The organism is Ruania albidiflava DSM 18029, assembly GCF_000421225.1.
GTDB lineage: Bacteria > Actinomycetota > Actinomycetes > Actinomycetales > Beutenbergiaceae > Ruania > Ruania albidiflava.
In genome coordinates, this window is record NZ_ATWL01000018.1 from 1 (window position 1) to 21828 (window position 21828).

Consider the following 21828-nt stretch of genomic DNA (forward strand, 5'->3'; position numbering starts at 1 on the left):
CCCCCCCTTCGCCCTCAGCCTGGTAGCGGTCGATCCAGGTCTTGACGCACTTGCGGGACACACCCATCGCGGCAGCGATGTGGGCCTGCTTCCAACCATCCCGGTGACAGTCGACGATCAGACGCCGACCATAGAAGGTCAGGCGGGCATTACGGTGTGACACGGAGCCTCCTTGTGGTGGTGCAGCCTTCGAACAGCCACACCCCACTCGGAGGCTCCTCCTAGGTCAACCAGACCCGCCGAGTGCTACCAACCTCCTGGCCGGGTACACCTAGCCCGCGCTGGAGATGACGACCCGAGGGTGGAGCGGGCGAGCGTTGGTGCCAGCAGCTCGTGGGCTCCATTAGTCTGCAAGGGTGTTCGGACGGAAGAAGGAGGCGGCCCAGCCCGCCGAGGCCGAGGAGCCCACGCCGGTCGGCAAGGGGCGCCCCACGCCCAAGCGCAAAGACGCCGAGGCGCGCAACAAGCGACCCCTGGTGCCCACCGACCGCGCTGCCGCCCGCCGCGCACAACGCCAGAAGATGGCCGAGGCGCGGGCGAAGATGGACGAGGCGATGGTCACCGGAAACGACCAGTACCTACCCGCCCAGCACCGGGGCCGGACCCGCCGGTTCCTGCGCGACTACGTGGACGCGCGGTGGAGCCTCGGTGAGGTGTTCATGCCGATGGCGCTGGTGATCGTGGTGATCATGCTGTTCGCTGCTTTCCTTCCGATCCCGGCCCAGGTGGCCACCGGTGCGTTCTTCAGCTTGTACATCGTGATGTTCATCGCGCTGATCGACGCGATCATCCTCGGCTACCGGGTGCGGCGCAAGGCGATCGAGAAGTTCGGCGAAGGGGCCCGCAAGGGTTCGGTGATGTACGTGGCGATGCGGGTGTTCCAGATCCGACGCACCCGGCTGCCCAAGCCGCAGGTGCAGCGCGGAGAGTTCCCGACCTGACCGCCCGCTCCTAGGATCGAAGCATGCGCTTTCGACACCTCGGCCGCTCCGGCCTGAAGATCAGCGAGATCACCTACGGCAACTGGCTCACGCACGGCTCCCAGGTAGCCAGCGAGACCGCCACCCGGTGCGTGCAGGCCGCCCTGGATGCCGGCATCACCACCTTCGACACCGCCGACACCTACGCCAACACCCGCGCCGAGGAGGTCCTCGGACAAGCCCTGGCCGGGCAGCGGCGGGAGTCGCTAGAGATCTTCACGAAGGTCTACTTCCCCACCGGTCCGAAGGGACCGAACGACACCGGCCTGTCCCGCAAGCACATCCTGGAGTCGATCAACGGTTCGCTGCGCCGCCTGGGCACCGACTACGTGGACCTGTACCAGGCACACCGCTACGACTACGCCACGCCGCTAGAAGAGACCATGCAGGCGTTCGCCGACGTGGTCCGCTCCGGCAAGGCGCTCTACATCGGGGTGAGCGAGTGGACCCCGGAGCAGCTGCGCGCCGGTCACGCCCTGGCCCGCGACCTGGGCATCCAGCTGATCTCCTCCCAGCCGCAGTACTCGATGGTGTGGCGGGTCATCGAGGAGAAGGTCATCCCCACCTGCGAAGACCTGGGCATCTCCCAGATCGTCTGGTCCCCGGTGGCCCAAGGGGTGCTCACCGGCAAGTACCATCCCGGCCAGGCGGCGCCGGAGGGGTCACGCGCCTCGGACGCGAAAGGTGGTCAGCAGATGATCTCCGGTCTGCTCGGCAACGAAGAGCTGCTCCGCCGGGTGCAGGGCCTGCGGCCGGTCGCCGAGGAGCTGGACCTGTCGATGGCCCAGCTGGCGGTGGCGTGGGTGCTGCAGAACCGGAACGTGGCGGCTGCGCTGATCGGGGCCTCCCGACCGGAGCAGGTGGCCGAGAATGTGGCCGCCTCCGGTGTGCACATCCCGGCCGAGCTGATGACCCGGATCGACGAGGTGCTCGGTGATGAGGTGGTGCGCGACCCGCAGCACACCTATGACACCTCCCCGAAGGAGCGGCTCGTCTGATCCCCGGCGCCCGCCCGCGGGCGCCGGGCCGGCTCGGCTCCACCGGCCCGGTGTGCTCCGGGCACAGGTCGAAGAACGCGGAGTGCGCGCCCTTGGCGATCTAGTACCGGGCTGTGGGCCGCTCGATCGTGCCGCACACGTCGCAGACGACGATCGTCACCTCGGCCATCAACCTCGCTCCTGTCGTCGTGGTGCTCCGGGCACGGAGCGGCGCGCGAGCTCCCGGTTCACCCGGCCCGGCCAGGCCGGGCCCCGGTACACGAACGCGGTATAGGCCTGCACCACTGTGGCGCCGGCGTCCAGGTAGCGTTGCGCGTCGGCCGCCGAGGAGATCCCGCCCACGCCGATCACCACCGCCTCCTCGCCGAGCGCCGCCCGTACCCGGCGCACCACCTGCACACCACGGTCCAGCAGCGGCGCCCCGGACAGCCCGCCGGCGCCGTAGTCGTGGCCGATCGTGGTGTTCACGGCCACCACCCCGGCCAGGTGCAGCTCGGCAGCCAGGCGAGCCACGCCGTCGACATCCGCATCGGCCAGGTCCGGGGCGATCTTCACCAGCACCGGCACCTCCCGGGCAGCGGCAGCAGCGGCGGCATCGCGCACCGCGGCCAGGATCGGGCGCAGCGTCTCGACCTGCTGCAGGTCGCGCAGCCCGGGGGTGTTCGGGGAGGAGACGTTCACCACCAGGTAGTCCACGTGCGGAGCGAGCGCCCGGGCGCTGGTCACGTAGTCGGTGACGGCGTGGCGTGCCGGGGTGAGCTTGGTCTTGCCGATGTTCGCCCCGAGCAGCATCCGCCGTCCGTGCGGGGTGCGGCGCAGCCGGGCCAGGCGGCGGGCGGCGGCCGCGGCGCCTGCGTTGTTGAAGCCCATCCGGTTCACCAGCGCGGAACGTTCCACCACGCGCCGCAGCCGGGGCTTGTCGTTGCCGGGCTGGGCGTGCGCGGTGCTGGTGCCCACCTCCACGAACGCGAACCCGAGCGCACCCAGGCCGGCGGCCATGGTGGCGTCCTTGTCGAACCCGGCGGCCAGACCGAGCCGCCCGGGGACCTCCCGGCCGAACAAGCGCACCGGAGCGCCGGTGGAGCGTCCGAACGTCGCGCGGACGGTGGCACGCAGCGGCGGCACTGCACCGGCGAACCGGATCAGCGTGCCGGCCAGGTGGTGGGCGGTCTCGGCATCCATGCGGGCCAGGCCGAGGCGGAAGAGCGTGTCGTAGATCCGGGGCACGACCGGAAGCCTACTGGGCCGCCGACTGGGCGCCGAACCTCAGGTCTGCGCGATCCGCGCCGGGGAGGAGCGCCACATCCAGAACAGCCCGAGCACCGGCAGCACCGCGGGCACGTACCCGTACCCGGCGCCGAACCGGGACCACACCGAGTCGTGCTGGAACAGCTCCGGGTGCGTGCTGGACAGGATGCCCACGGTGATCACCCCGACCAGCTCGAAGGTCACCGCCACCCAGGCCACCCGGCGCATCCGGCGCCCGTTGTGCGCCAGGGCGACCGTGGCCACCGCGTACACCACCGCAGAGACCGCGGACAGGCTGTAGGCCAGCGGTGCTTCGGCGGCGTTGCGGATCAGCTGCACCGAGGCGCGTGCGGTCGCGGAGACGGCGAACACGCCGTAGACGAAGATCAGCACCCGACCGGGACCATAGGCGGGCCGGCGGGTGTCCTCCACCTGCCCGTCCCCCACCTGCTCGTTCTCGGTCACGTCCCGCTCCGCAGTGTCAGATCCCACCAGGTGCCGCTCCGTCCTGTGCCATCGCGCCCCGTCATGCCCCGCTCCACAGCTGGTGCACGCGCAGCTGCATGACCGCCAGTGTCGCGCACGCCAGGATGAGCGCCACCGAGCTCCACCGGGTCCGCTCGATCACGGCGACCACTGCGGCAGCGGGCAGCACCAGTAGTGCGACCACCAGGTAGCCCCAGAAGGTGACGGCTTCCGGCACCTGGTGGCCGGTGGCCACCAGCACCCCGGCGACCACCATCTGCACCAGGATGCCGGCCTCGATCACCGCGCCACCGATCAGCTGCCGGGTGATCACCGGCTGGTCCCGGGCGGTGCGTACCGCGGCCCAGACACCGAGGGCCAGGCTGCAGGCGACGAGCGCTCCGACGGTAAGGGTCACCTGAGCAGCGTAGTCGGTGCGGCGTGCGGACCGAACCGGCACCACCGTCGCACCGGCGCGCCCTGACCTCCTGTCCGCCCACCCCGGGCTGAGCATGCCCCTACGATGAAGTCGTGACGACTCTGAATCTCAGCTCGAAGGACCCTGCCCGCCTCGCCGCCGACGCCCTGGTGATCGGAGTGCGCAGCGCCGGCGGGTCGGCCACGGTGGAGGGGGCCGACTTCCTCTCCCGCAGCGCCGCGGAGTCGGTGAGCCGGGCGATCACCCTGCTCGGGGTGACCGGCGACACCGGCCAGATCACGAAGATCCCCGCCGGGGACGCGGTCAAGGCGGACCTGCTGGCGCTGGTCGGGCTGGGCAAGACCGTGGAGGACGAGGACGGTCGCCGGGAGCGGCTGCGGCGTGCGGCCGGATCGGCCACAGCCGCCCTGGCCGGTACGGCCAAGGTGGTCCTCGCGCTGCCCACCGACGGCGCGCAGGATGTCGGCGCCGTGGCTGAAGGCGCGCTGCTCGGCAGCTACGTCTACGACCGCCCGGGCACGGACAAGGACTCGATCAAGGCACCGGTGGGTGCGGTGGAGATCGCTGCCGGCGCCCGCAGCAAGGGCCTCAAGGCCGCGCTGACCCGTGCCGAGGTGACCGCAGCAGCCGTGCACGCGGCACGCGACCTGGTGAACACCTCCCCGAACCTGCTCTACCCCGCCTCGTTCGCCGAGCGGGCCGCGAAGGCGGTCAAGGGCACCAAGGTGTCCATCAAGGTGCTGGACGAGAAGCAGCTGCGCGACGGCGGCTACGGCGGCATCACCGGTGTGGGCCAGGGGTCGGCCCGGCCGCCGCGGCTGGTGCGGCTCAGCTACTCCCCCGCCCGCGCCAAGCGCACCGTCGCCCTGGTGGGCAAGGGCATCACGTTCGACTCCGGCGGGCTGTCGCTGAAGCCGCCGAAGAGCATGGAGACGATGAAGAGCGACATGGCTGGCGCCGCCGCCGTGCTGCACACGGTGATCGCTGCGGCCGCGCTGGAGCTGCCGGTGGCGGTCACCGGTTGGTTGGCGCTGGCGGAGAACCTGCCCTCGGCCACCGCCCAGCGCCCTTCGGACGTGATCACCATCCGCGGCGGGAAGACGGTCGAGGTGCTGAACACCGATGCGGAGGGCCGCCTGGTGCTGGCAGATGCCCTGGTCGCCGCCGGGGAGGAGAAGCCGGACCTGCTGGTGGACATCGCCACGCTCACCGGGGCACAGATGGTGGCCCTGGGCAGCCAGGTCGGTGCCGTGATGGGCACCGACGCCGAGCGCACTGCAGTGGCCGAGGCCGCCAGCCGCGCCGGGGAGCAGTTCTGGCCGATGCCGCTGCCCGAGGAGCTGCGTGCCTCGCTGAACACCCCGACCGCGGACCTGGCGAACATCGGTGAGCGGATGGGCGGCATGCTGGTGGCCGGCCTGTTCCTCAAGGAGTTCACCGGTGGGCTGCCCTGGGCCCACCTGGACATCGCCGGGCCAGCGTTCAACGAGGGCGGCGCCCGCCACTACGTGCCCAAGGGGGGTACCGGCATGGGGGTACGCACCCTCGTGGAGCTGCTCTGCGCCGTCGGTGCGTGAGGAAACTCACGTACGTGCGCTGAGCAAACGATGGGCAGGAGCACCCCCCGGTGACAAGATGGTCTGGCACTGGTGAAGGTGCGCCCGAAGCGTGCACCGGAGGAGGAGCAGCAGGTGAGCGAACCGCAGGAGGCCGGCTACGACGTCGTCATCCTCGGCGCAGGAAGCGGTGGGTACGCGTGCGCGCTGCGCGCCTCCCAGCTCGGCCTGCGGGTGGCGCTGGTCGACGCGGCCGAGCTCGGCGGCACCTGCCTGCACCGCGGCTGCATCCCCACCAAGGCGCTGCTGCACGCGGCTGAGGTCGCCGACGAGGCGCGCCAGGCGGCCCGGGTGGGGGTCCAGACCACGTTCGACGGCGTGGACGGGCCTGGTCTGCTCGCCTACCAGCAGTCCGTGGTCGACCGGCTCTACCAGGGTCTCCAGGGGCTCGTCGCGGCCGCGGGGGTGGACTGGTTACCCGGCCGGGGGCACCTGGTCGCTGCGGACACGGTCGCGGTCCGTGGCGAGCAGGGGACGCAGCTGGTCCGTGGTCGGCACGTGGTGATCGCCACCGGTTCGCAGGTGCGCACCCTCGACGGCGTGGCCCTGGGTGCGCGGATCGTCTCCTCGGACCAGGCGTTGCGGCTGGAGCGGGTGCCCACCCGGGCGCTGGTGCTCGGCGGTGGCGTGATCGGTGTGGAGTTCGCTTCCATCTGGTCTTCCCTCGGTGCGCAGGTGACCATCGTGGAGGCGTTGGACAGCCTGCTGCCGGCAGAGGACCCGGCGATCAGCAAGGGGCTGGTGCGGGCGCTGAAGAAGCGCGGTATCAGCGTGCGTACCGGGGCCCGGGTGGCCTCCGCACACGAGGACGACGACGCGGCGCACCTGGTGCTCGAGGACGGCACCACCCTGGACGGTGACCTGCTGCTGGTGGCCGTGGGGCGCGGCCCGGTGACCGCGGACCTGGGTCTGGCAGAGGCGGGCGTCGAGCTCGACGAGGCCGGTTTCGTGCGCACCGACGAGCGCCTGCAGACCACGGCACCGGGGGTGTACGCGGTCGGTGACGTGGTCCGTGGCCTACAGCTGGCCCACCGCGGTTTCCGGCACGGGATCGTGGTGGCGGAACGGATCGCCGGGCTCGACCCGGCCCCGGTGCCGGAGGAGAACATCCCCCGGGTGACCTACTGCGACCCGCAGGTGGCCTCGGTCGGGCTCACCGAGCCGGCGGCCCGCGAGCAGTTTGGTGATGAGATCGATACCGTGGAACAGTCCCTTGCCGGCAACGGCAAGAGCCAGATCCTCGGCACGTCCGGCATGGTGAAGATGGTGCGCCGCCGCGGCGGACCGATCGTGGGAGTTCACCTGCTCGGTGCCAGGATGGGCGAACAGATCGGAGAGGCGCAGATGTTGGTGAACTGGGAGGCTTACCCTCAAGACGTCGCACCGCTCGTCCACGCACACCCGACACAGAACGAATCACTGGGTGAGGCTGCACTGGCCTTGGCCGGTACGCCCTTGCACTCCCACAACTGAAACACCGAGAAGGAGACTCCCGGTCATGTCCGAATCCGTGAAAATGCCCGCCCTTGGCGAGAGTGTCACCGAGGGCACAGTGACGCGCTGGCTGAAGGCCGTGGGCGAGGAGGTGGAGGTCGACGAGCCGTTGCTCGAGGTCTCCACCGACAAGGTGGACACCGAGGTGCCCTCGCCGGTGGCCGGGGTGGTGGAGAAGATCCTGGTCGAGGAGGACGAGACCGTCGAGGTCGGCGAGGACCTGGTGCTGATCGGCTCGGGTGCCGGTGGTGTGGGCGAGTCCCCGGCAGCCGACGATGCGCAGCAGCAGGAGAGCGAGCAGCCGGCACCGGCCGAGCCGGAGCAGGAGCAGGCGCCCGCTGCGGAGTCCGCGCAGGAGGCACCCGCGCAGGAGTCCGCCCAGGAGGCACCGGCCGGGCAGCCTGCCTCCGGTGGCACCGCGCAGGGCACCGAGGTCACGCTCCCGGCACTCGGTGAGAGCGTGACCGAGGGCACGGTCACCCAGTGGCTGAAGTCCGTGGGTGATGAGGTGGCCGAGGACGAGCCGCTGCTGGAGGTCTCCACCGACAAGGTGGACACCGAGGTGCCCTCCCCGGTGGCAGGCACCCTGCTGGAGATCCGCGCCGACGAGGACGAGACCGTCGAGGTCGGTGGCGTGCTGGCGATCATCGGCGACAAGAGCGCCCAGTCGGCTGCCCCGGCGGCACAGTCCCCGGATCCGGAGCAGCCCAAGGCGGAGAGCCCGGAGCAGCCGCAGCAGCAGGCCCCCAAGGAGGAGCCGAAGGCTGAGCGGCCGGCACCCGCCCCCGCGCAGGAGGCCGCTGCCCAGGAGCCTGCCCCCTCCCCCGCTGCGGCGAAGTCCCCGGAGGCGCCGAAGGCCGCCTCCGGTACCGAGGCACCGACCAGCTACGTCACCCCGCTGGTACGCAAGCTGGCCGCCGACAAGGGCGTGGACCTGTCCACCCTGAGCGGCACCGGAGTGGGTGGCCGGATCCGCAAGCAGGACGTGCTGGACGCTGCTGAGGCTGCGGCCAAGCCCGCCCCGCAGGAGGCACCGGCACAGGCACCGGCAGCGGCCAAGGAGGCCCCGGCACCGGCGGTCTCCCCGCTGCGCGGCACCCGGGAGAAGATGTCCCGGCTGCGCAAGATCGTGGCCAAGCGGATGGTGGAGTCCCTGCAGGTCTCCGCCCAGCTGACCACTGTGCTCGAGGTGGACGTCACCAAGATCGCCCGCCTGCGGGCCCAGGCGAAGGACGACTTCCTCGCCCGCGAGGGGGTCAAGCTCACCTACCTGCCGTTCTTCACCATGGCGGCGGTCGAGGCGCTGAAGCAGTACCCGAAGCTGAACGCCAGCATCGAGGGTGACGAGATCGTCTACCACGGCTCGGAGAACGTCGGCATCGCAGTGGACACCGAGCGTGGCCTGATCGTGCCGGTGATCAAGGACGCCGGTGACCTGAACCTGGCTGGGATCGCCCGGTCCATCGCTGACCTCGCCGAGCGCACCCGCACGAACAAGGCCACCCCGGACGAGCTCACCGGTGGCACGTTCACCATCACGAACACCGGTTCCGGCGGTGCCCTGTTCGACACCCCGATCCTGTTCCAGCCGCAGGTCGGGATGCTCGGTGTGGGCTCGATCGTCAAGCGCCCGGTCGTGGTGCCCGGCCCGGACGGCGGTGATGTGATCGCCGTGCGGCACATGGTCTACCTGGCCATCTCCTACGACCACCGGCTGATCGACGGTGCGGACGCCTCCCGCTTCCTCACCGCCATCAAGAAGCGGCTCGAGGAGGGCAACTTCGAGGGCCAGCTGGGCCTCTGACCGGCCCGCTGGGCCGGACCCCGGCCCCGCCCCGCCTTCGGTGCTGAAGTTGCTCGTCGATCTGGCTACGAATCGTGGCCGGATCGACGAGCAATCTTGTCTCTGCAGAACAAGCTCGTCGATCTAGGCAACAGCCGCGTCTCTGCCCTGGCCCGCCCGGTCTGCGGGCAGGCCGGGTGGCAGCAGCGGCGCGCCGAGGCGTTCTGCGCGGTCCGGGGGTTGCTGGCAGGCTGGCCGGTATGGGACATGTACTGGCCGCCGGCGTCTCCGGTTTTCTCGGCACCTCCCTGGTGGCCGCGCTGCGCGAGGCGGGGCACGAGGTCACCCGGCTGGTGCGCCGACCGGACACCAGCGCCGACGAGCTCACCTGGGACCCGTCCGCCGGGCAGCTGCCGCCCGGGGCGCTGGACGGGGTCAGCGCGGTGATCAACCTCGCCGGTGCCGGGGTGGGGGACAAGCGCTGGAGCGCAGCCCGCAAACAGGTCCTGGTCACCTCCCGGGTGGCTGCCACCAGCTTGCTCGCCCGCGCGCTGGCCGCCACCGGCCGCCCTGAGGTCCCGCTGATCAACGCCTCCGCGGTCGGCTTCTACGGCGACCGGGGCGAGGAGACCATCACGACGGCGGACCCTCCTGGCGGTTCTTTCCTCGCCGGGGTGTGCGCTGCCTGGGAAGCAGCCACCGGCGCAGCCAAGGACGCCGGTCACCGGGTGGTGCACCTGCGCACCGGGATCGTGCTGGACCCCAGCGGTGGTGCGCTGCAGCAGCTGATGCTGCCGCTCAAGGCCGGGGTCGCCGGTCCTATCGCCGGCGGCCGACAGTGGTGGCCGTGGATCACCAGAGAAGACTGGGTGCGTGCGGTGGTGCACCTGGTCGAGGCCGACGTGTCCGGTCCGGTGCACCTGAGCGCACCGCACCCGCGCCGCAACGCCGAGGTGATCACAGCGCTCGCCCGGGCGCTGCACCGGCCGGCGGTGCTCCCGATCCCGTTGTTCGCGGTGCGGCTCGTGGCCGGTGAGTTCGCCGGCGAGCTGGCGATCTCCCAACGGATCCTGCCGGAGCAGCTGCTGGCCGACGGGTTCGAGTTCACCTGGCCGGAGCTGGAGCCGGCGGCTGAGCACCTGCTGTCGTCCTGACCCCTGGCACCGCCGCTTGGGTCAGCAGGCGGTGGCGGTGACGGCCCGCCAGGTGGAGCCCCCGTGCCGGGTGAGCGCCAGGTCCAGGCACTGCACCGGCTGGGCGGGCACCTGGGTGGTCACCCCTTCGGGGCCGGTGCGCTGGTGCGCGCTCTGCTGCAGGTGCAGCCGCACCGATGCCGCGTCGTGGCCTGCCTCGACCACCTCCACCTCGAGCACCTCGGTCCGGTAGCCCAGGAGCCGTACCCCGGCCGTGGTCAGCTCGGTGAGCAGGGCGGTGTCCGCTGCGGCCAGCGGGGAGCCGGGCACGGTCACCGTCCCGAGCGCCTCCCGGTCGGCGCCGGCCAGAGCATCGTCACGGTCGGCGAGCAAGTCTCGCACCGCGTCGGCCACCCCATCAGACGGGGGCGCCGGTGCTGGTCCACCCGTCGGCGGTCCCGGGCCGTGCAGCCGCAGCCCGGTGAGCACCGCTGCCGCAGCGGCGGCCCCGGCGATGCTCCGTACGAGCCAGCGGCGCGGCCGGGCCCGGTGCCGCCTGCGCCCTCGGCGCCGGCGGGCCCGTGCCCGGGTGGTCAGCTCCCGGGCCGCATGCTCACGCAGCGTGGCCGAGGCGAGCACCTCGGCAGGTGCCAGACGTACCCCCGCCCGGGTTACGCCGTCGAGCAGCTGCAGCGCGTGGTGCGCGGACGGGCGCACCTGCGGGTCGGTCGACAGCAACGCCTCGAGCAGCTCGGTCACCTCCGGCCGAGCGCCCGGCTCGGCCACCCACAGGCTCAGCTGCGCCGCCGAGTACACGTCGGCCGCCGCCGAGGGTAGCGCGCCCTGGTCCAGCTCCGGTGCCCGGAACCCGCGGGTGCCACGATCGGCCGCTGCGCCGCCGACCAGGTCCACCAGCACCAGGCGGCCGGTCTCCTCCTCTTCGGGGGCGACGATCACGTTCGCGGGTGCGATGTCGCCGTGCACGATCCCGGCCGCGTGCAGCGTCTCCAGCGCGGTGAGCAGCTCCGTGGCCACCTGGACGCACTCGGCCACGCTCAGTCCCCGGCGGGCCGCCCGGAGCGTGGCCAACGTGGGGCCGGGGACGAGCTCGGTCACCACCGCGAGCCCGTCGCCGGGCAGCGGCACCACCTCCCGCACCGGCGCCACCGCCGGGTGCCGCACCCTGGCCGCGACCCGGGCCCGGCGCACCAGGCCTGCGGGCGCCTCCGGCACGATCCGCAGCGCGACCTCCGCCCCGGTCTCGCTCCGGCCCTGCAGCACGGTCCCGTGCCCGCCGATCCCGGCCACACCGGTGACCGTGTACCCGGGGACCGTGATCGCTGCGCTCATCTGGTCAGGGAACACCACGGGGCGCTCCCGCGGGAGCGTTGTCCACAGGTGCCGGCTGAAACCGGTCAGTCCGCGGAGTTGTCCACAGCCCCGCCAGCGGCGGCCGGGTCCGCCGACCCCGGCCAGGAGTGCAGCAGCCAACCGTCGGCGTCCACGTCCACCCGGGCGGTACCGCAGTGCGGCACCCAGTGCGCTGCGAGCAGCTCAGGGGTGGCCCGGCCGGTCAGTCGCGGGATCGCCACCGACATCACTCCCCCGTGGCTGACCACCAGCACAGTCTCGCCCCGGTAGGAGTCGGCCACGTCCTCGATCGCCGCCCGGAACCGGGCTACCAGCTCCCTCCCGGACTCCCCGCCCGGGAAGGAGGCAGCCAGGTCACCGGCCACCCAGGACTGGAACACCGCGGCCACCGCCGCCGGGTCCTGACTGCCGGCCAGGTCGCCGATGGCGTACTCCTGCACCCCGTCCAGCTCCTCGGCGGTGCAGCCCAGCTCCGCAGCGACGATCTGCGCCGTCTCGGCCGCCCGGCCCATCTTGGAGGCGAGGACCGCTGCGACCCGCTCGCCTGCCACCCGCTGCCCCAGAGAACGCGCCTGGGACCGGCCAGCCTCGGTGAGCCCGAGGTCGGCGCCACCGACCGGATCCGGGTCGGGGTAGGCAGCCTCGGCGTGCCGGACCACCAGGAACCGGGCCGCACACTGCAGGTCGCTCACACTGTGAACGCTACCTCGGCCTACCCACGGGCACCGCCGGACCGGGCATACAGTGGGCATCATGATCAGCCACCGCTGGGATCTCGGGGAGCAGCTCGTCGACTACCAGGTTGCCTGGCAGCGGCAACGAGACCTGCACCAGGCGGTGGTCGAGGGTGGTGCGGACACCACGCTGCTGCTGGAACATGCCTCGGTGTACACCGCCGGGCGCCGCACCGCCCGCTGGGACCGCCCCACCGACGGCACCCCAGTGGTGGACGTGGACCGCGGTGGACGGATCACCTGGCACGGACCGGGACAGCTGGTGGCCTACCCGGTCGTGCGCCTGGCCGAACCGGTGGACGTGGTCGCCTACGTGCGCGCCCTGGAGCAGGCGGTGATCGACACCTGCGCCCACTGGGGCATCACCGCCGAGCGGATCGAAGGCCGCACCGGCGCCTGGGTGCGCGGCCAGGGCCTGGTCCCGGACCGCAAGATCGCCGCGATCGGGGTGCGGGTGGCCCGCGGGGTGACGATGCACGGAGTGGCGATCAACGCATGCCCGGACCTGGCGGCGTTCTCCGCGATCGTCCCGTGCGGCATCACCGACGCCGGCGTCACCTCCCTGTCCGAGCTGGCCGGGAAGACGGTCACGGTCACCGACTGCGCGGACGCGTTCGAACCACACCTGCTCGAGGCGCTCACCCCGCTGCTCGCCCGCCGCCCGCACCCCGGGGCCGTCATGTCCGGCGTGCGCTCTGGCGCACTCCTGGCATGACGACCCGAGAGCAGGGTGTGGTGCAGGTCTCACCCCCTTGTGCTCCCCCACCGGCACCCCGGCATAGGGTGAGCCCGAGCCCCCGACGGAAGGTAAGCGAAAATGGCTGTCGCTCCTGAAGGACGCAAGATGCTTCGCGTCGAGGCACGCAACGCTGCAGTGCCGATCGAGAAGAAGCCCTCCTGGATCAAGACCCGCGCCACGATGGGCCCGGAGTACACCGAGCTGCGCGCCCTGGTGCAGCGGGAGGGTCTGCACACCGTCTGCCAGGAGGCCGGCTGTCCGAACATCTTCGAGTGCTGGGAAGACCGTGAGGCCACCTTCCTCATCGGCGGCTCGCAGTGCACCCGCCGCTGCGACTTCTGCCAGATCGACACCGGCAAGCCCGCCGAGTTCGACGCTGACGAACCCCGCCGCGTGGCCGCCTCGGTGCAGGCGATGGGGCTGCGGTACGCCACGGTGACCGGTGTGGCCCGCGACGACCTCGAGGACGGTGGCGCCTGGCTGTACGCCGAGACGGTCCGGCAGATCCACCAGGTCAACCCCGGTACCGGCGTGGAGCTGCTCATCCCCGACTTCAACGCCGACCCCGACCAGCTCGCCGAGGTGTTCTCCTCCCGCCCCGAGGTGCTCGCGCACAACCTGGAGACCGTGCCGCGCATCTTCAAGCGGATCCGGCCCGGGTTCCGCTACGACCGGTCGCTGTCGGTGCTCACCGCCGCCCACGAGGACGGGTTCGTCACCAAGTCCAACCTCATCCTCGGCATGGGTGAGACCTACGAGGAGACCGTGGACGCCCTGGAGCAGCTGCACGAGGCCGGCACGGACCTGATCACCATCACCCAGTACCTGCGCCCGTCGCTGCGGCACCACCCGGTGGACCGGTGGGTGAAGCCTGAGGAGTTCGTGGCGCTCTCCGAAGAAGCCGAGCGGATCGGGTTCCTCGGGGTGATGGCCGGACCGCTGGTGCGCTCCTCCTACCGGGCCGGCCGGCTCTGGGGGCAGGCGATGGCCCGCCGCGGCCAGACCATCCCGGAGGAGCTGGCGCACCTGGCCCGTCCGGGCACCGCCCGCCAGGAGGCAGCCTCGCTGCTCGCCCGCTGAGGATCCGGTGATGAAGCTGGCCGGCAGCCGGTCCTGGCGGTTCGCCGCCCACACCGGTGAGCTGGTGCACCTGGTGCTGCGGGTGCGCGATGCGGCCGGCCTACAGGTGCCGGCGGCCCCGGACGTGCCGCCGCCGCTGCAGGACCCACCCCAGCCGGCCGCCGGCCTGGACCTGGACCTGGACCCGGTGCTCACCGGTGCCGACTGGCTCACCTGGTGGCGGGATATCGTCGCCCTGGAGGGCCACCGACAGCTGCTCCGTCCGGACCAGGTGACCACCTCCTGGGCGAAGGTGAACCGGGAGCTGCAGGCACAGGTGAAGATGCTCGCCCGCCCGCCGAGGCTCGAGGGGCTGGCCGAGCGGCCCGGGTTGCAGGCTGCCGCCCGGGCGGTGGGCCGCACCCCGCGCGGCTGGGTGGACCGGCAGCTGCAGGCCGAGCGGCACAGCCGGGACCTGATCGACTGGCCGGTGGTGAACGAGGTGGTGCACCAGGTGGCCGCCGAGACCGGCACCCCGGTGCACAGCCTGAACGGGTGCGCGCTGGTGCTGCTGGTGCAGGGGCCTGGTGGCACCAGGTGCGCCCCGGTGTGGTGCTGTGCTCGGTGCGGGCAGCCGGCGACCGGCACACGGCCGCCGAGCTGGTACGTGCAGCGGTCCGCTCAGCACTCTGAGGGCACGGGTGGACCGGTAGGCTAAGGCCCATCATGGCGAAGAAGAAGACCTCGGACGCGGGCGCCCCGCCGAAGCAGAAGAAGCAGCGTTGGTACCACCAGATCTGGGACGTGTTCCAGATGGTGCGGCGGGCTCAGCCGTCGATCCCGTTCGTGCTGCTGGGCATCTTCCTCGGTGTGGTCGCCATCGGCTTCCTCATCGGGTTCCTCTTCGACCAGATCCTCTACTTCACCTTCCTCGCCGTCCCGTTCGCGCTGCTGGCGGCGATGTTCGTGCTCGCCCGGCGCGCGGAGTCGGTCGCCTACCAACGGATCGAGGGTGAGCCGGGTGCGGTCTCGGCCGCTCTGGGCACGATCAAGCGCGGCTGGAACATCGAGGAGGAACCGGTGGCGATCGACCCGCGGCACCAGGATGTGGTGTTCCGGGCCGTGGGGCGCCCCGGTGTGGTGCTGATCTCCGAGGGCCCGCCGCACCGGGTGCCCAAGCTGCTCGAGGGTGAGCGCAAGCGGGTGGCGCGGGTGATCCCGAACGTGCCGATCGTCCTGCTGCAGTGCGGCCGCGGTGAGGGGCAGGTCCCGTTGCCGAAGATCGCGGCCACGGTGCGCAAGCAGAAGCCGAAGCTCACCAAGAGCGAGGTGGCCGAGGTGTCCAAGCGGCTGCGGGCGCTGCAGTCACGTGCGCTGCCGATCCCCAAGGGGGTGGACCCGCGCCGGGCCCGCCCGGACCGCAAGGGGATGCGCGGCCGCTGAGCACTCAGCTCCGTGCCGGTAGCGGCCGCCAGTCCTGCCCGAACCAGCGCTGCGCACGGCGCGTGCCGCTGCTCTGCTTCTCCGTGGCGTTCTCCAGCGACGGCGGAACCAGCCTGCCGTAGGGCGCCTCACCGGGCGCGAAGGTCACCTCGACCTTGGCTACCTGCCCACCGCCGAACTCCATCAGGCAGGCGCCGTGGCCGCCGTAGCCGTCGGCGCTCGTGCCGCCGCGCACCTGGTCGATGATCTGGGCGGCCACCGTCTGGCCCTGCCCTTCGGCGAACGCACCGGCCTTCGGGGTGCCCACGCTGGTCACGTCCCCGATGGCGAACACGCCGGGGTATCGCGTGCACAACGTACGGGCGTCCACCGGGATCCAGCCGTCCTCGGTGAGCCCGGCGTCCACCACCACCTGGGGCGCCCGGTGCGCGGGCACAGCCAGCAGCAGGTCGAAGTCCAGCCGGCTACCGTCCGTCAGCACGATGCTGCGAGCTTCCGGGTCCACCCGCTGCACCTGCTGCTTGGGGTGCCAGCCGATGCCCCGTTCGGCGAACGCGGCCAGGATCGCCTCCGAGGCAGCCGGGGCCGGCGGCACCGGGGTGGGCAGCGGCATCACCAGGTCGATGCTGCTACCCGCCCGCAGCCCCCGCTGGGTGAGGAAGTCGTGGGCGAGCAGCGCGGCCTCGCTGGGCGCCGGCGGGCACTTGAACGGTGTGGACGTCACGGCGATCAGCAGCCGCCCACCGTCGAAGGACTCCAGCGCGTCCCGGGCCGCTTCGGCACCAGCGACGGTGTAGAACTCCTGCCCGGCCGCCTCCAGCCCGGGAGTGGCTGCCGGGTCCAGGTCGGCACCGAGCGCCACCACGAGCAGGTCCGCGTGCAGCTGGCGGTCGTCGTCCAAGGTGACGGTGCGGGTGTGCGGGTCGATGGCGCGCACCTCGGCCCGCAGCACCTGCAGGCCCGGTCCCCTGACGTTCGCATACGGTAGCCGCACATGGTCGGCATCGGTGTGCCCGAACATGAAGTCGAGCTTGGAGAACCCGAAGACGAAGCTCTCGGCTCGGTCCACCAGCGTGGTCTGCACCTGTTCGCCAAGCGTCTCGGACAGGGTTCGTGCCACCTCGAGCCCACCGAAACCGGCACCGAGGACGACCACCTGGAGCTTCGCCGTCATACCTGGCACTGTACGCCCGTTCGGCCCCGACGCCTAGCGGACCGGGCGGTGCCGCTCAGAGGCGAACCACCTGCGTGCCCGACCACCGGTCGTGCAGGCTGCGTCCGGCCGGGTCGGTCACCACGGGCGGGATGACCAGCAGCACGCCCACGGTCCGGGCCAGGCCGCGCAGGGGCCCGGGCAGCCCACCGTCGAGGGTGCGCATGCCCAGCCCGCAGATGCGGTGCCCGATCGTGGTGCCAGCGGTGCCGACGAGCACGAAGGTCATCAGACCGAACACGGCGAGCGTGGCCATCGCGTCGTAGGCGAAGAAGCCGGCACTGATCGCCGAGGCGAGGGCCCAGTCGATGCAGATCGCCAGGATCCGCCGGCCCCAGTACCCCGGGAACGGCAGCTCGCCGTCGTGGGAGGTCTGGGGTTCACCGGCGCGGGTCACGTCGCTCACCCGACCAGGTTACGCCGTCGACGGCGGGACGCGGGTGTCCGCATACAGGTCGCCTCCCGCACAGCACCAGCTGCGGTCGTTAACATAGCGACACATTGCGGTGACGGTGCAGACCGCCGTCGGCCCAGCGTGTGCGGCAACACACCAACACCGAGGAGCAACGGATGTTCACAAGTGCCGAGGAGGCAATCGCCTTCACCAAAGAGCAGGGCGTCAAGTTCGTCGACGTACGCTTCTGCGACCTGCCGGGAGTGATGCAGCACTTCAACATCCCGGTGGAGACGTTCACCGGTGAGGCCTTCACCGAGGGCCTGATGTTCGACGGCTCCTCGATCCGCGGCTTCCAGGCGATCCACGAGTCCGACATGAAGCTCGTGCCGGACGTGACCAGCGCGTTCGTGGACCCGTTCCGGGAGCAGAAGACCCTGGTGGTGAACTTCTCCATCGTGGACCCGTTCACCGACGAACCATACTCGCGCGACCCGCGCAACATCGCCGCGAAGGCGGAGGCGTACCTGACGTCCACCGGCATCGCCGACACTGTGTTCTTCGGCGCGGAGGCCGAGTTCTACATCTTCGACGACGTCCGGTTCCAGACCAGCGCGGACGCCAGCTTCTACTACATCAACTCCAACGAGGCTGCCTGGAACACCGGCCGGGAGGAGAACGGCGGCAACCGCGGGTACAAGACCCGGTACAAGGGCGGCTACTTCCCGGTCTCCCCCAACGACCAGATGGCCGACCTGCGCGACGAGATGGTCACGGTGATGCAGGCTGCGGGCCTGGAGGTGGAGCGGGCGCACCACGAGGTGGGCACCGCCGGCCAGCAGGAGATCAACTACCGGTTCAACACGCTGCGCGGCGCGGCCGACGACCTGATGAAGTTCAAGTACATCATCAAGAACGTGGCCTGGCGGGCGGGCAAGTCGGCCACGTTCATGCCCAAGCCGATCTTCGGGGACAACGGCTCCGGGATGCACTCTCACCAGAGCCTGTGGTCCGACGGGAAGCCGCTGTTCTACGACGAGCGCGGCTACGGCGGGCTGTCGGACCTGGCGCGCTGGTACATCGGTGGGCTGCTGCGGCACGCGCCGAGCCTGCTGGCGTTCACCAACCCCTCGTTGAACTCCTACCACCGGCTGGTGCCGGGGTTCGAGGCGCCGGTGAACCTGGTGTACTCGGCGCGGAACCGGTCGGCGTGCATCCGCATCCCGGTGACCGGGTCCTCGCCGAAGGCCAAACGGGTGGAGTACCGGGTGCCCGACCCGTCCTCGAACCCGTACCTGGCGTTCGCTGCGATGCTGATGGCCGGGATCGACGGGATCCGCAACCGCATCGAGCCACCGGAGCCGATCGACAAGGACCTGTACGAGCTGCCGCCGGAGGAGCACGCGGAGATCGAGCAGGTGCCGGACTCGTTGCCGGCGGCGCTGGACGCGCTCGAGGCGGACTTCGACTACCTCACCGAGGGGGATGTGTTCACCCCGGACCTGATCGAGACCTGGATCGACTACAAGCGCACCCACGAGGTGGACGAGATCCGGCTCCGCCCGCACCCGCACGAGTTCGAGCTCTACTACGACCTGTGAGGAGTGAGCGGAGCGAGCCCCGCAGACAGGTCGTCATGGGTAGCGACCTGTGAGGAGTGAGCGGAGCTTGCGGAGCGGGCCCGCCCACCCATCCACCCCGCACTGAGGCACTTCTGTGACACTGAGGCATTCCTTTTCTGCCTCCGTGTGACAAGAGTGCCTCAGTGTGTGCGTCTTCTGCTGGTACGGCGAACGAGCAACGGTCAGTGGGGCTCACTGAGTGATTCTCGCACCGCCGCCGCGTCGGTTGACTGCCATCACTAGTCGGCGTCGGAGGGCGAACCAAGCAGCTCGCGGACCCGGCTGGAGACCCGGTGGAACTCGGAGCTCTCCAACGTCTCGGCGTAGTCGCGCCGCGCCGGCAGGTCCACCACGTGTTCCTCGATGATCCGGCCCGGCCGCGGGCTCATCACGACGACCCGGCTGGCGAGGTACACCGCTTCTGCCACCGAGTGGGTGACCAACAGCACGCTGGTCCCGGTCTGGCTCCAGATGCGGTTGAACTCCACGTTCATCCGCTCCCGGGTGAGCGCATCGAGAGCGCCGAACGGCTCGTCCATCAGCAGCACACGCGGTTCGTGCAGCAGAGCGCGGCAAAGGGACACCCGCTGCTGCATACCGCCGGAGAGCTCATGCGGTAGCGCCCTCTCGAACCCGCTCAGCCCCGTCATCTCGATCAGCTCGTCGGTACGCTCCTGGGCCTTGCGCATGTTCATGCCGCGCATCTCGGCCTGCAGCAAGATATTGCCACGAACGTTTCGCCACTCCAGCAGCGCAGCCCGTTGGAACACGAACCCGATGTCCTGCCTGGGCCCGGTGACCGGGTCACCGCGGAGATGTACCGACCCGCCGCTCGGAGCAGTCAGCCCGGCGACAGCCTTCAGCAGGGTCGACTTGCCGCATCCGGACGGGCCTGCGATCGTGATGAACTCGCCCGCCTGCACGTCCAGATCGATACCTTCCAGCGCACTGACCCGGCCGCGCTTGGAGGCGAAGGTGATCGACAGGTCACTGACCTGCAGCACGGTCGAGGTGTCGACAACCTCAGTCACCGGCAGCTCCTTCCAGACAGCACGCGATGCCAGCGTGCGTGGTGCGTGGACGAGGTCATCGGATCATGCCCCCGGTGCGAACGAGTCGTCGAAGTAGTCCTCGACGGATCCCTCACCGGAGATCAGCTCGGCATCGGAGAGCAGCGTCAGCGTGTTCTCCCAGTCCTCGGCAGCGGTCACACCGGGTGCCTCACCTTCGGTCGCGTCGGTGTGCAACAGCAGGATCGTCTCCTCCCACTGGTTCTGCAGGACGTCGGCCTCCGGCATCTGCGGGTCCTTGCCGTCCATCGCCTCGACCGCAGCCTGCGGGTCGTCGGCGGCGGCCTGGAACGCCTCCGAGGTGGCCGCAGCCATCGCCGAGACAAGCTCCGGGTCGTCAGCGATCGTGGTGTCCGGTGCGATCAGACCGTTGCTGAAGAAGTTCAGACCCGCGTCGGAGTAGCGCAAGTAGCTGACCTCGCGGCCGCTCTCAGCCTGGATGGTCGGACCCTGGTCGTGCGCGAAGCCGATCAGGCCGTCGACCTGGCCGGAGAGCATTGCGGCGATCTTTCCGGCAGGGTCCAGGTTCTGCTGCGTCACGTCGGACTCCGAGAGCCCCACGGCCTCCAGGTACATCGGGAACACAGTCGTCGGCGCATCGCCTGCGGACACAGCGATCGTGGTGCCGACCAGGTCTTCCGGGGTCTCGATGCCCGAGTCGCTGAAGATCTGCACGGCCGAGGGGGTGGTCTGCAGGAACACACCGACGGAGTGGATCGCCACGCCGCTGTCGATGTTTGCCAGCACTGCGGGGGTGTCCGCCCATCCGAAGTCGACCTGCTCCTGGCCGACCGCCTGCGCGGTCTTGGTGGAGCCTTGGCCGGCCTGGATCTCCAGGTTGATGCCGTGCTCCTCGAAGATGCCCTGCTCCACGCCGTAGTAGAACGGCGCGTGCTCACCATAGGGGTACCAGTTGAGCATCAGGGTGACGTCGCTCATCTCCCCGTCTCCCCCGGACTCTCCGTCCGATCCGCCGCAACCCGCCACGGCGAGCGCCGCGGCCGTGGCCAACGCAATTCCGCCAAGTGCGGTACGTGAGGTCTTCATTGATTTCCTTCTTCCATGAGTAAGAGGCCAGGGCAGGCACCGCGCTGTAGTTGGGTCAGAAGCGGACAGTGGCGGCGGCGACGTCCCGCCGGGAAGCATGCCAGGGAATGAGGAACTTCTCGGCGATCTGGATGATCGCGAACAGCACCACGCCCATGACGGACATGATGATCAGAGCCGCGAACAGCATCGCCGTGTCCAAGATGCCGTTCGCCTGCAAGATCACATACCCGAGACCCTCGTTGGCCCCGACGAACTCACCCACCACCGCACCGGTCACGGCCAGCGTAGCCGCCACCTTGAGGCCCGAGAGGAGCTCGGGCAGCGCCGCTGGCAACCGGACCTTGAGAAGCACCTTCAGGCGGCTCGCGCCCATCGTGGAGACGAGCTGCAGGATCTCCGGATCCACCGAGCGCAGACCAGCCAGTCCAGAGATCACCACCGGGAAGAACGCCATCAGCACAGCCACCAGGATCTTCGGCGCCGCACCAAAGCCGAGCCAGACGATGAACAAGGGGGCAATAGCGATCTTCGGGATCACCTGGGCGAACAAGATCACCGGGTAGAACGTCTTCTCCAAGCCCTTGGAGTAGACCATGATCACCGCGACCAGGAGACCGGCGACACCGGCGATGGCAAACCCGATGAGCGTCTCATAGGTTGTCACCCAGGTGTGCTGGAGCAGGTACTCCGCGTTCTCAGCGAACGCCGCCCAGGTGTCTGACGGCGCCGGAATGATGTACGGCTGGACCCAGCCCTGAGCGGTGACCAGCCACCAGAGCACGATCACCACGGCAAGAAAGACGATGGGGTGCCAACTCTGCAACCACCAGCGCAGGAAGCCACCAGCAACGCTCGAGCGTCCGTTCGACCCAGACGGCGAGCCGCCCGACTTCTGGTCTGTCACTGTCATGCGAGTCCTCGTCATTGCGGAGATAGCTCCGGAAAACGCTATCCGTGGCGTGAATTCTAGGTGTGCC

General features: G+C 70.5%; 22 protein-coding genes. 11 read left to right on the plus strand and 11 right to left on the minus strand.

The features are described from left to right. On the minus strand, nucleotides 1-163 hold a 163-nt coding region (locus K338_RS25280; protein ID WP_157612558.1), incomplete at its 3' end, for a helix-turn-helix domain-containing protein. A gap of 193 nt (nucleotides 164-356) precedes the next feature. Between K338_RS25280 and K338_RS0116075 the strand changes: the two genes are divergently transcribed. Beyond that, nucleotides 357-941, plus strand: coding sequence for a DUF3043 domain-containing protein (locus K338_RS0116075; RefSeq protein ID WP_022919185.1), 585 nt, complete (start codon nucleotides 357-359; stop codon nucleotides 939-941). A 23-nt stretch (nucleotides 942-964) separates the two neighbouring features. Next, nucleotides 965-1978, plus strand: coding sequence for an aldo/keto reductase family protein (locus tag K338_RS0116080; RefSeq protein ID WP_022919186.1), 1014 nt, complete (start codon nucleotides 965-967; stop codon nucleotides 1976-1978). A 168-nt stretch (nucleotides 1979-2146) separates the two neighbouring features. On the opposite strand, the gene K338_RS0116085 is transcribed toward K338_RS0116080, so the two are convergent. Genes K338_RS0116085 through K338_RS0116095 form a run of 3 tightly spaced genes read right to left on the minus strand, consistent with a single transcriptional unit; the run spans nucleotide 2147 to nucleotide 4109 of the window. Then, on the minus strand, nucleotides 2147-3205 hold the full coding sequence (locus K338_RS0116085; protein WP_022919187.1) for a quinone-dependent dihydroorotate dehydrogenase: 1059 nt from the start codon (nucleotides 3203-3205) through the stop codon (nucleotides 2147-2149). A gap of 39 nt (nucleotides 3206-3244) precedes the next feature. Further along, nucleotides 3245-3718, minus strand: coding sequence for a hypothetical protein (locus K338_RS0116090; protein WP_022919188.1), 474 nt, complete (start codon nucleotides 3716-3718; stop codon nucleotides 3245-3247). A gap of 34 nt (nucleotides 3719-3752) precedes the next feature. Continuing rightward, nucleotides 3753-4109, minus strand: a complete 357-nt coding sequence (locus tag K338_RS0116095; protein WP_027286933.1) for a hypothetical protein — start codon at nucleotides 4107-4109, stop codon at nucleotides 3753-3755. 113 nt (nucleotides 4110-4222) lie between these two features. Between K338_RS0116095 and K338_RS0116100 the strand changes: the two genes are divergently transcribed. The 4 genes from K338_RS0116100 to K338_RS0116115 all read left to right on the plus strand — a co-directional run bounded on the left by K338_RS0116100 (nucleotide 4223) and on the right by K338_RS0116115 (nucleotide 10177). Further along, nucleotides 4223-5707, plus strand: coding sequence for a leucyl aminopeptidase (locus tag K338_RS0116100; RefSeq protein WP_022919190.1), 1485 nt, complete (start codon nucleotides 4223-4225; stop codon nucleotides 5705-5707). A gap of 78 nt (nucleotides 5708-5785) precedes the next feature. Then, on the plus strand, nucleotides 5786-7219 hold the full coding sequence (gene lpdA / locus K338_RS0116105; protein ID WP_245542992.1) for a dihydrolipoyl dehydrogenase: 1434 nt from the start codon (nucleotides 5786-5788) through the stop codon (nucleotides 7217-7219). Between the two features lie 25 nt (nucleotides 7220-7244). Continuing rightward, complete coding sequence (gene sucB / locus K338_RS0116110) at nucleotides 7245-9044, plus strand: 2-oxoglutarate dehydrogenase, E2 component, dihydrolipoamide succinyltransferase (protein WP_022919192.1); 1800 nt, start codon at nucleotides 7245-7247, stop codon at nucleotides 9042-9044. A 239-nt stretch (nucleotides 9045-9283) separates the two neighbouring features. Then, nucleotides 9284-10177 carry a TIGR01777 family oxidoreductase gene (locus K338_RS0116115; protein WP_022919193.1) on the plus strand — a complete coding sequence of 298 codons (894 nt, stop codon included), beginning with the start codon at nucleotides 9284-9286 and terminating at the stop codon, nucleotides 10175-10177. 21 nt (nucleotides 10178-10198) lie between these two features. Here K338_RS0116115 and K338_RS23380 read toward each other — a convergent pair whose 3' ends face one another. Together K338_RS23380 and K338_RS24750 are read right to left on the minus strand one after the other, a co-directional pair. After that, complete coding sequence (locus K338_RS23380) at nucleotides 10199-11506, minus strand: protein kinase domain-containing protein (RefSeq protein WP_157612560.1); 1308 nt, start codon at nucleotides 11504-11506, stop codon at nucleotides 10199-10201. Nucleotides 11507-11571: 65 nt separating this feature from the next. Then, nucleotides 11572-12219 carry a histidine phosphatase family protein gene (locus tag K338_RS24750; protein ID WP_022919195.1) on the minus strand — a complete coding sequence of 216 codons (648 nt, stop codon included), beginning with the start codon at nucleotides 12217-12219 and terminating at the stop codon, nucleotides 11572-11574. A 61-nt stretch (nucleotides 12220-12280) separates the two neighbouring features. Between K338_RS24750 and lipB the strand changes: the two genes are divergently transcribed. The 4 genes from lipB (at nucleotide 12281) to K338_RS0116145 (ending at nucleotide 15502) form a co-directional block, all read left to right on the plus strand. After that, nucleotides 12281-12976 (plus strand): lipoyl(octanoyl) transferase LipB, encoded by a 696-nt coding sequence (gene lipB / locus K338_RS0116130; protein WP_027286935.1) that lies wholly within the window; start codon nucleotides 12281-12283, stop codon nucleotides 12974-12976. Nucleotides 12977-13078: 102 nt separating this feature from the next. Beyond that, complete coding sequence (locus tag K338_RS0116135) at nucleotides 13079-14080, plus strand: lipoyl synthase (RefSeq protein ID WP_022919197.1); 1002 nt, start codon at nucleotides 13079-13081, stop codon at nucleotides 14078-14080. A gap of 10 nt (nucleotides 14081-14090) precedes the next feature. Beyond that, nucleotides 14091-14777, plus strand: a complete 687-nt coding sequence (locus K338_RS0116140) for a hypothetical protein (protein WP_022919198.1) — start codon at nucleotides 14091-14093, stop codon at nucleotides 14775-14777. 8 nt (nucleotides 14778-14785) lie between these two features. Continuing rightward, on the plus strand, nucleotides 14786-15502 hold the full coding sequence (locus K338_RS0116145) for a DUF4191 domain-containing protein (RefSeq protein WP_022919199.1): 717 nt from the start codon (nucleotides 14786-14788) through the stop codon (nucleotides 15500-15502). A gap of 4 nt (nucleotides 15503-15506) precedes the next feature. Here the strand turns inward: K338_RS0116145 and K338_RS0116150 are convergent, their stop codons facing one another. Together K338_RS0116150 and K338_RS0116155 are read right to left on the minus strand one after the other, a co-directional pair. After that, a complete protein-coding gene (locus tag K338_RS0116150) occupies nucleotides 15507-16676 on the minus strand; it encodes an NAD(P)/FAD-dependent oxidoreductase (protein ID WP_022919200.1) in 1170 nt (389 codons plus the stop codon). A gap of 55 nt (nucleotides 16677-16731) precedes the next feature. Next, on the minus strand, nucleotides 16732-17121 hold the full coding sequence (locus K338_RS0116155) for an RDD family protein (protein WP_022919201.1): 390 nt from the start codon (nucleotides 17119-17121) through the stop codon (nucleotides 16732-16734). 164 nt (nucleotides 17122-17285) lie between these two features. On the opposite strand from K338_RS0116155, the gene glnA reads away from it, so the two are divergent. Then, nucleotides 17286-18710 carry a type I glutamate--ammonia ligase gene (gene glnA / locus K338_RS0116160; protein ID WP_022919202.1) on the plus strand — a complete coding sequence of 475 codons (1425 nt, stop codon included), beginning with the start codon at nucleotides 17286-17288 and terminating at the stop codon, nucleotides 18708-18710. 260 nt (nucleotides 18711-18970) lie between these two features. On the opposite strand, the gene K338_RS0116165 is transcribed toward glnA, so the two are convergent. The 3 genes from K338_RS0116165 to K338_RS0116175 form a co-directional block, all read right to left on the minus strand. Then, entirely contained in the window at nucleotides 18971-19762 is a 792-nt protein-coding gene (locus K338_RS0116165) for an ABC transporter ATP-binding protein (RefSeq protein WP_022919203.1), read from the minus strand. A 63-nt stretch (nucleotides 19763-19825) separates the two neighbouring features. Then, nucleotides 19826-20848, minus strand: coding sequence for an ABC transporter substrate-binding protein (locus K338_RS0116170; RefSeq protein ID WP_027286938.1), 1023 nt, complete (start codon nucleotides 20846-20848; stop codon nucleotides 19826-19828). A gap of 55 nt (nucleotides 20849-20903) precedes the next feature. Continuing rightward, nucleotides 20904-21761 carry an ABC transporter permease gene (locus tag K338_RS0116175; protein WP_022919205.1) on the minus strand — a complete coding sequence of 286 codons (858 nt, stop codon included), beginning with the start codon at nucleotides 21759-21761 and terminating at the stop codon, nucleotides 20904-20906. Nucleotides 21762-21828: the final 67 nt, after the last annotated feature.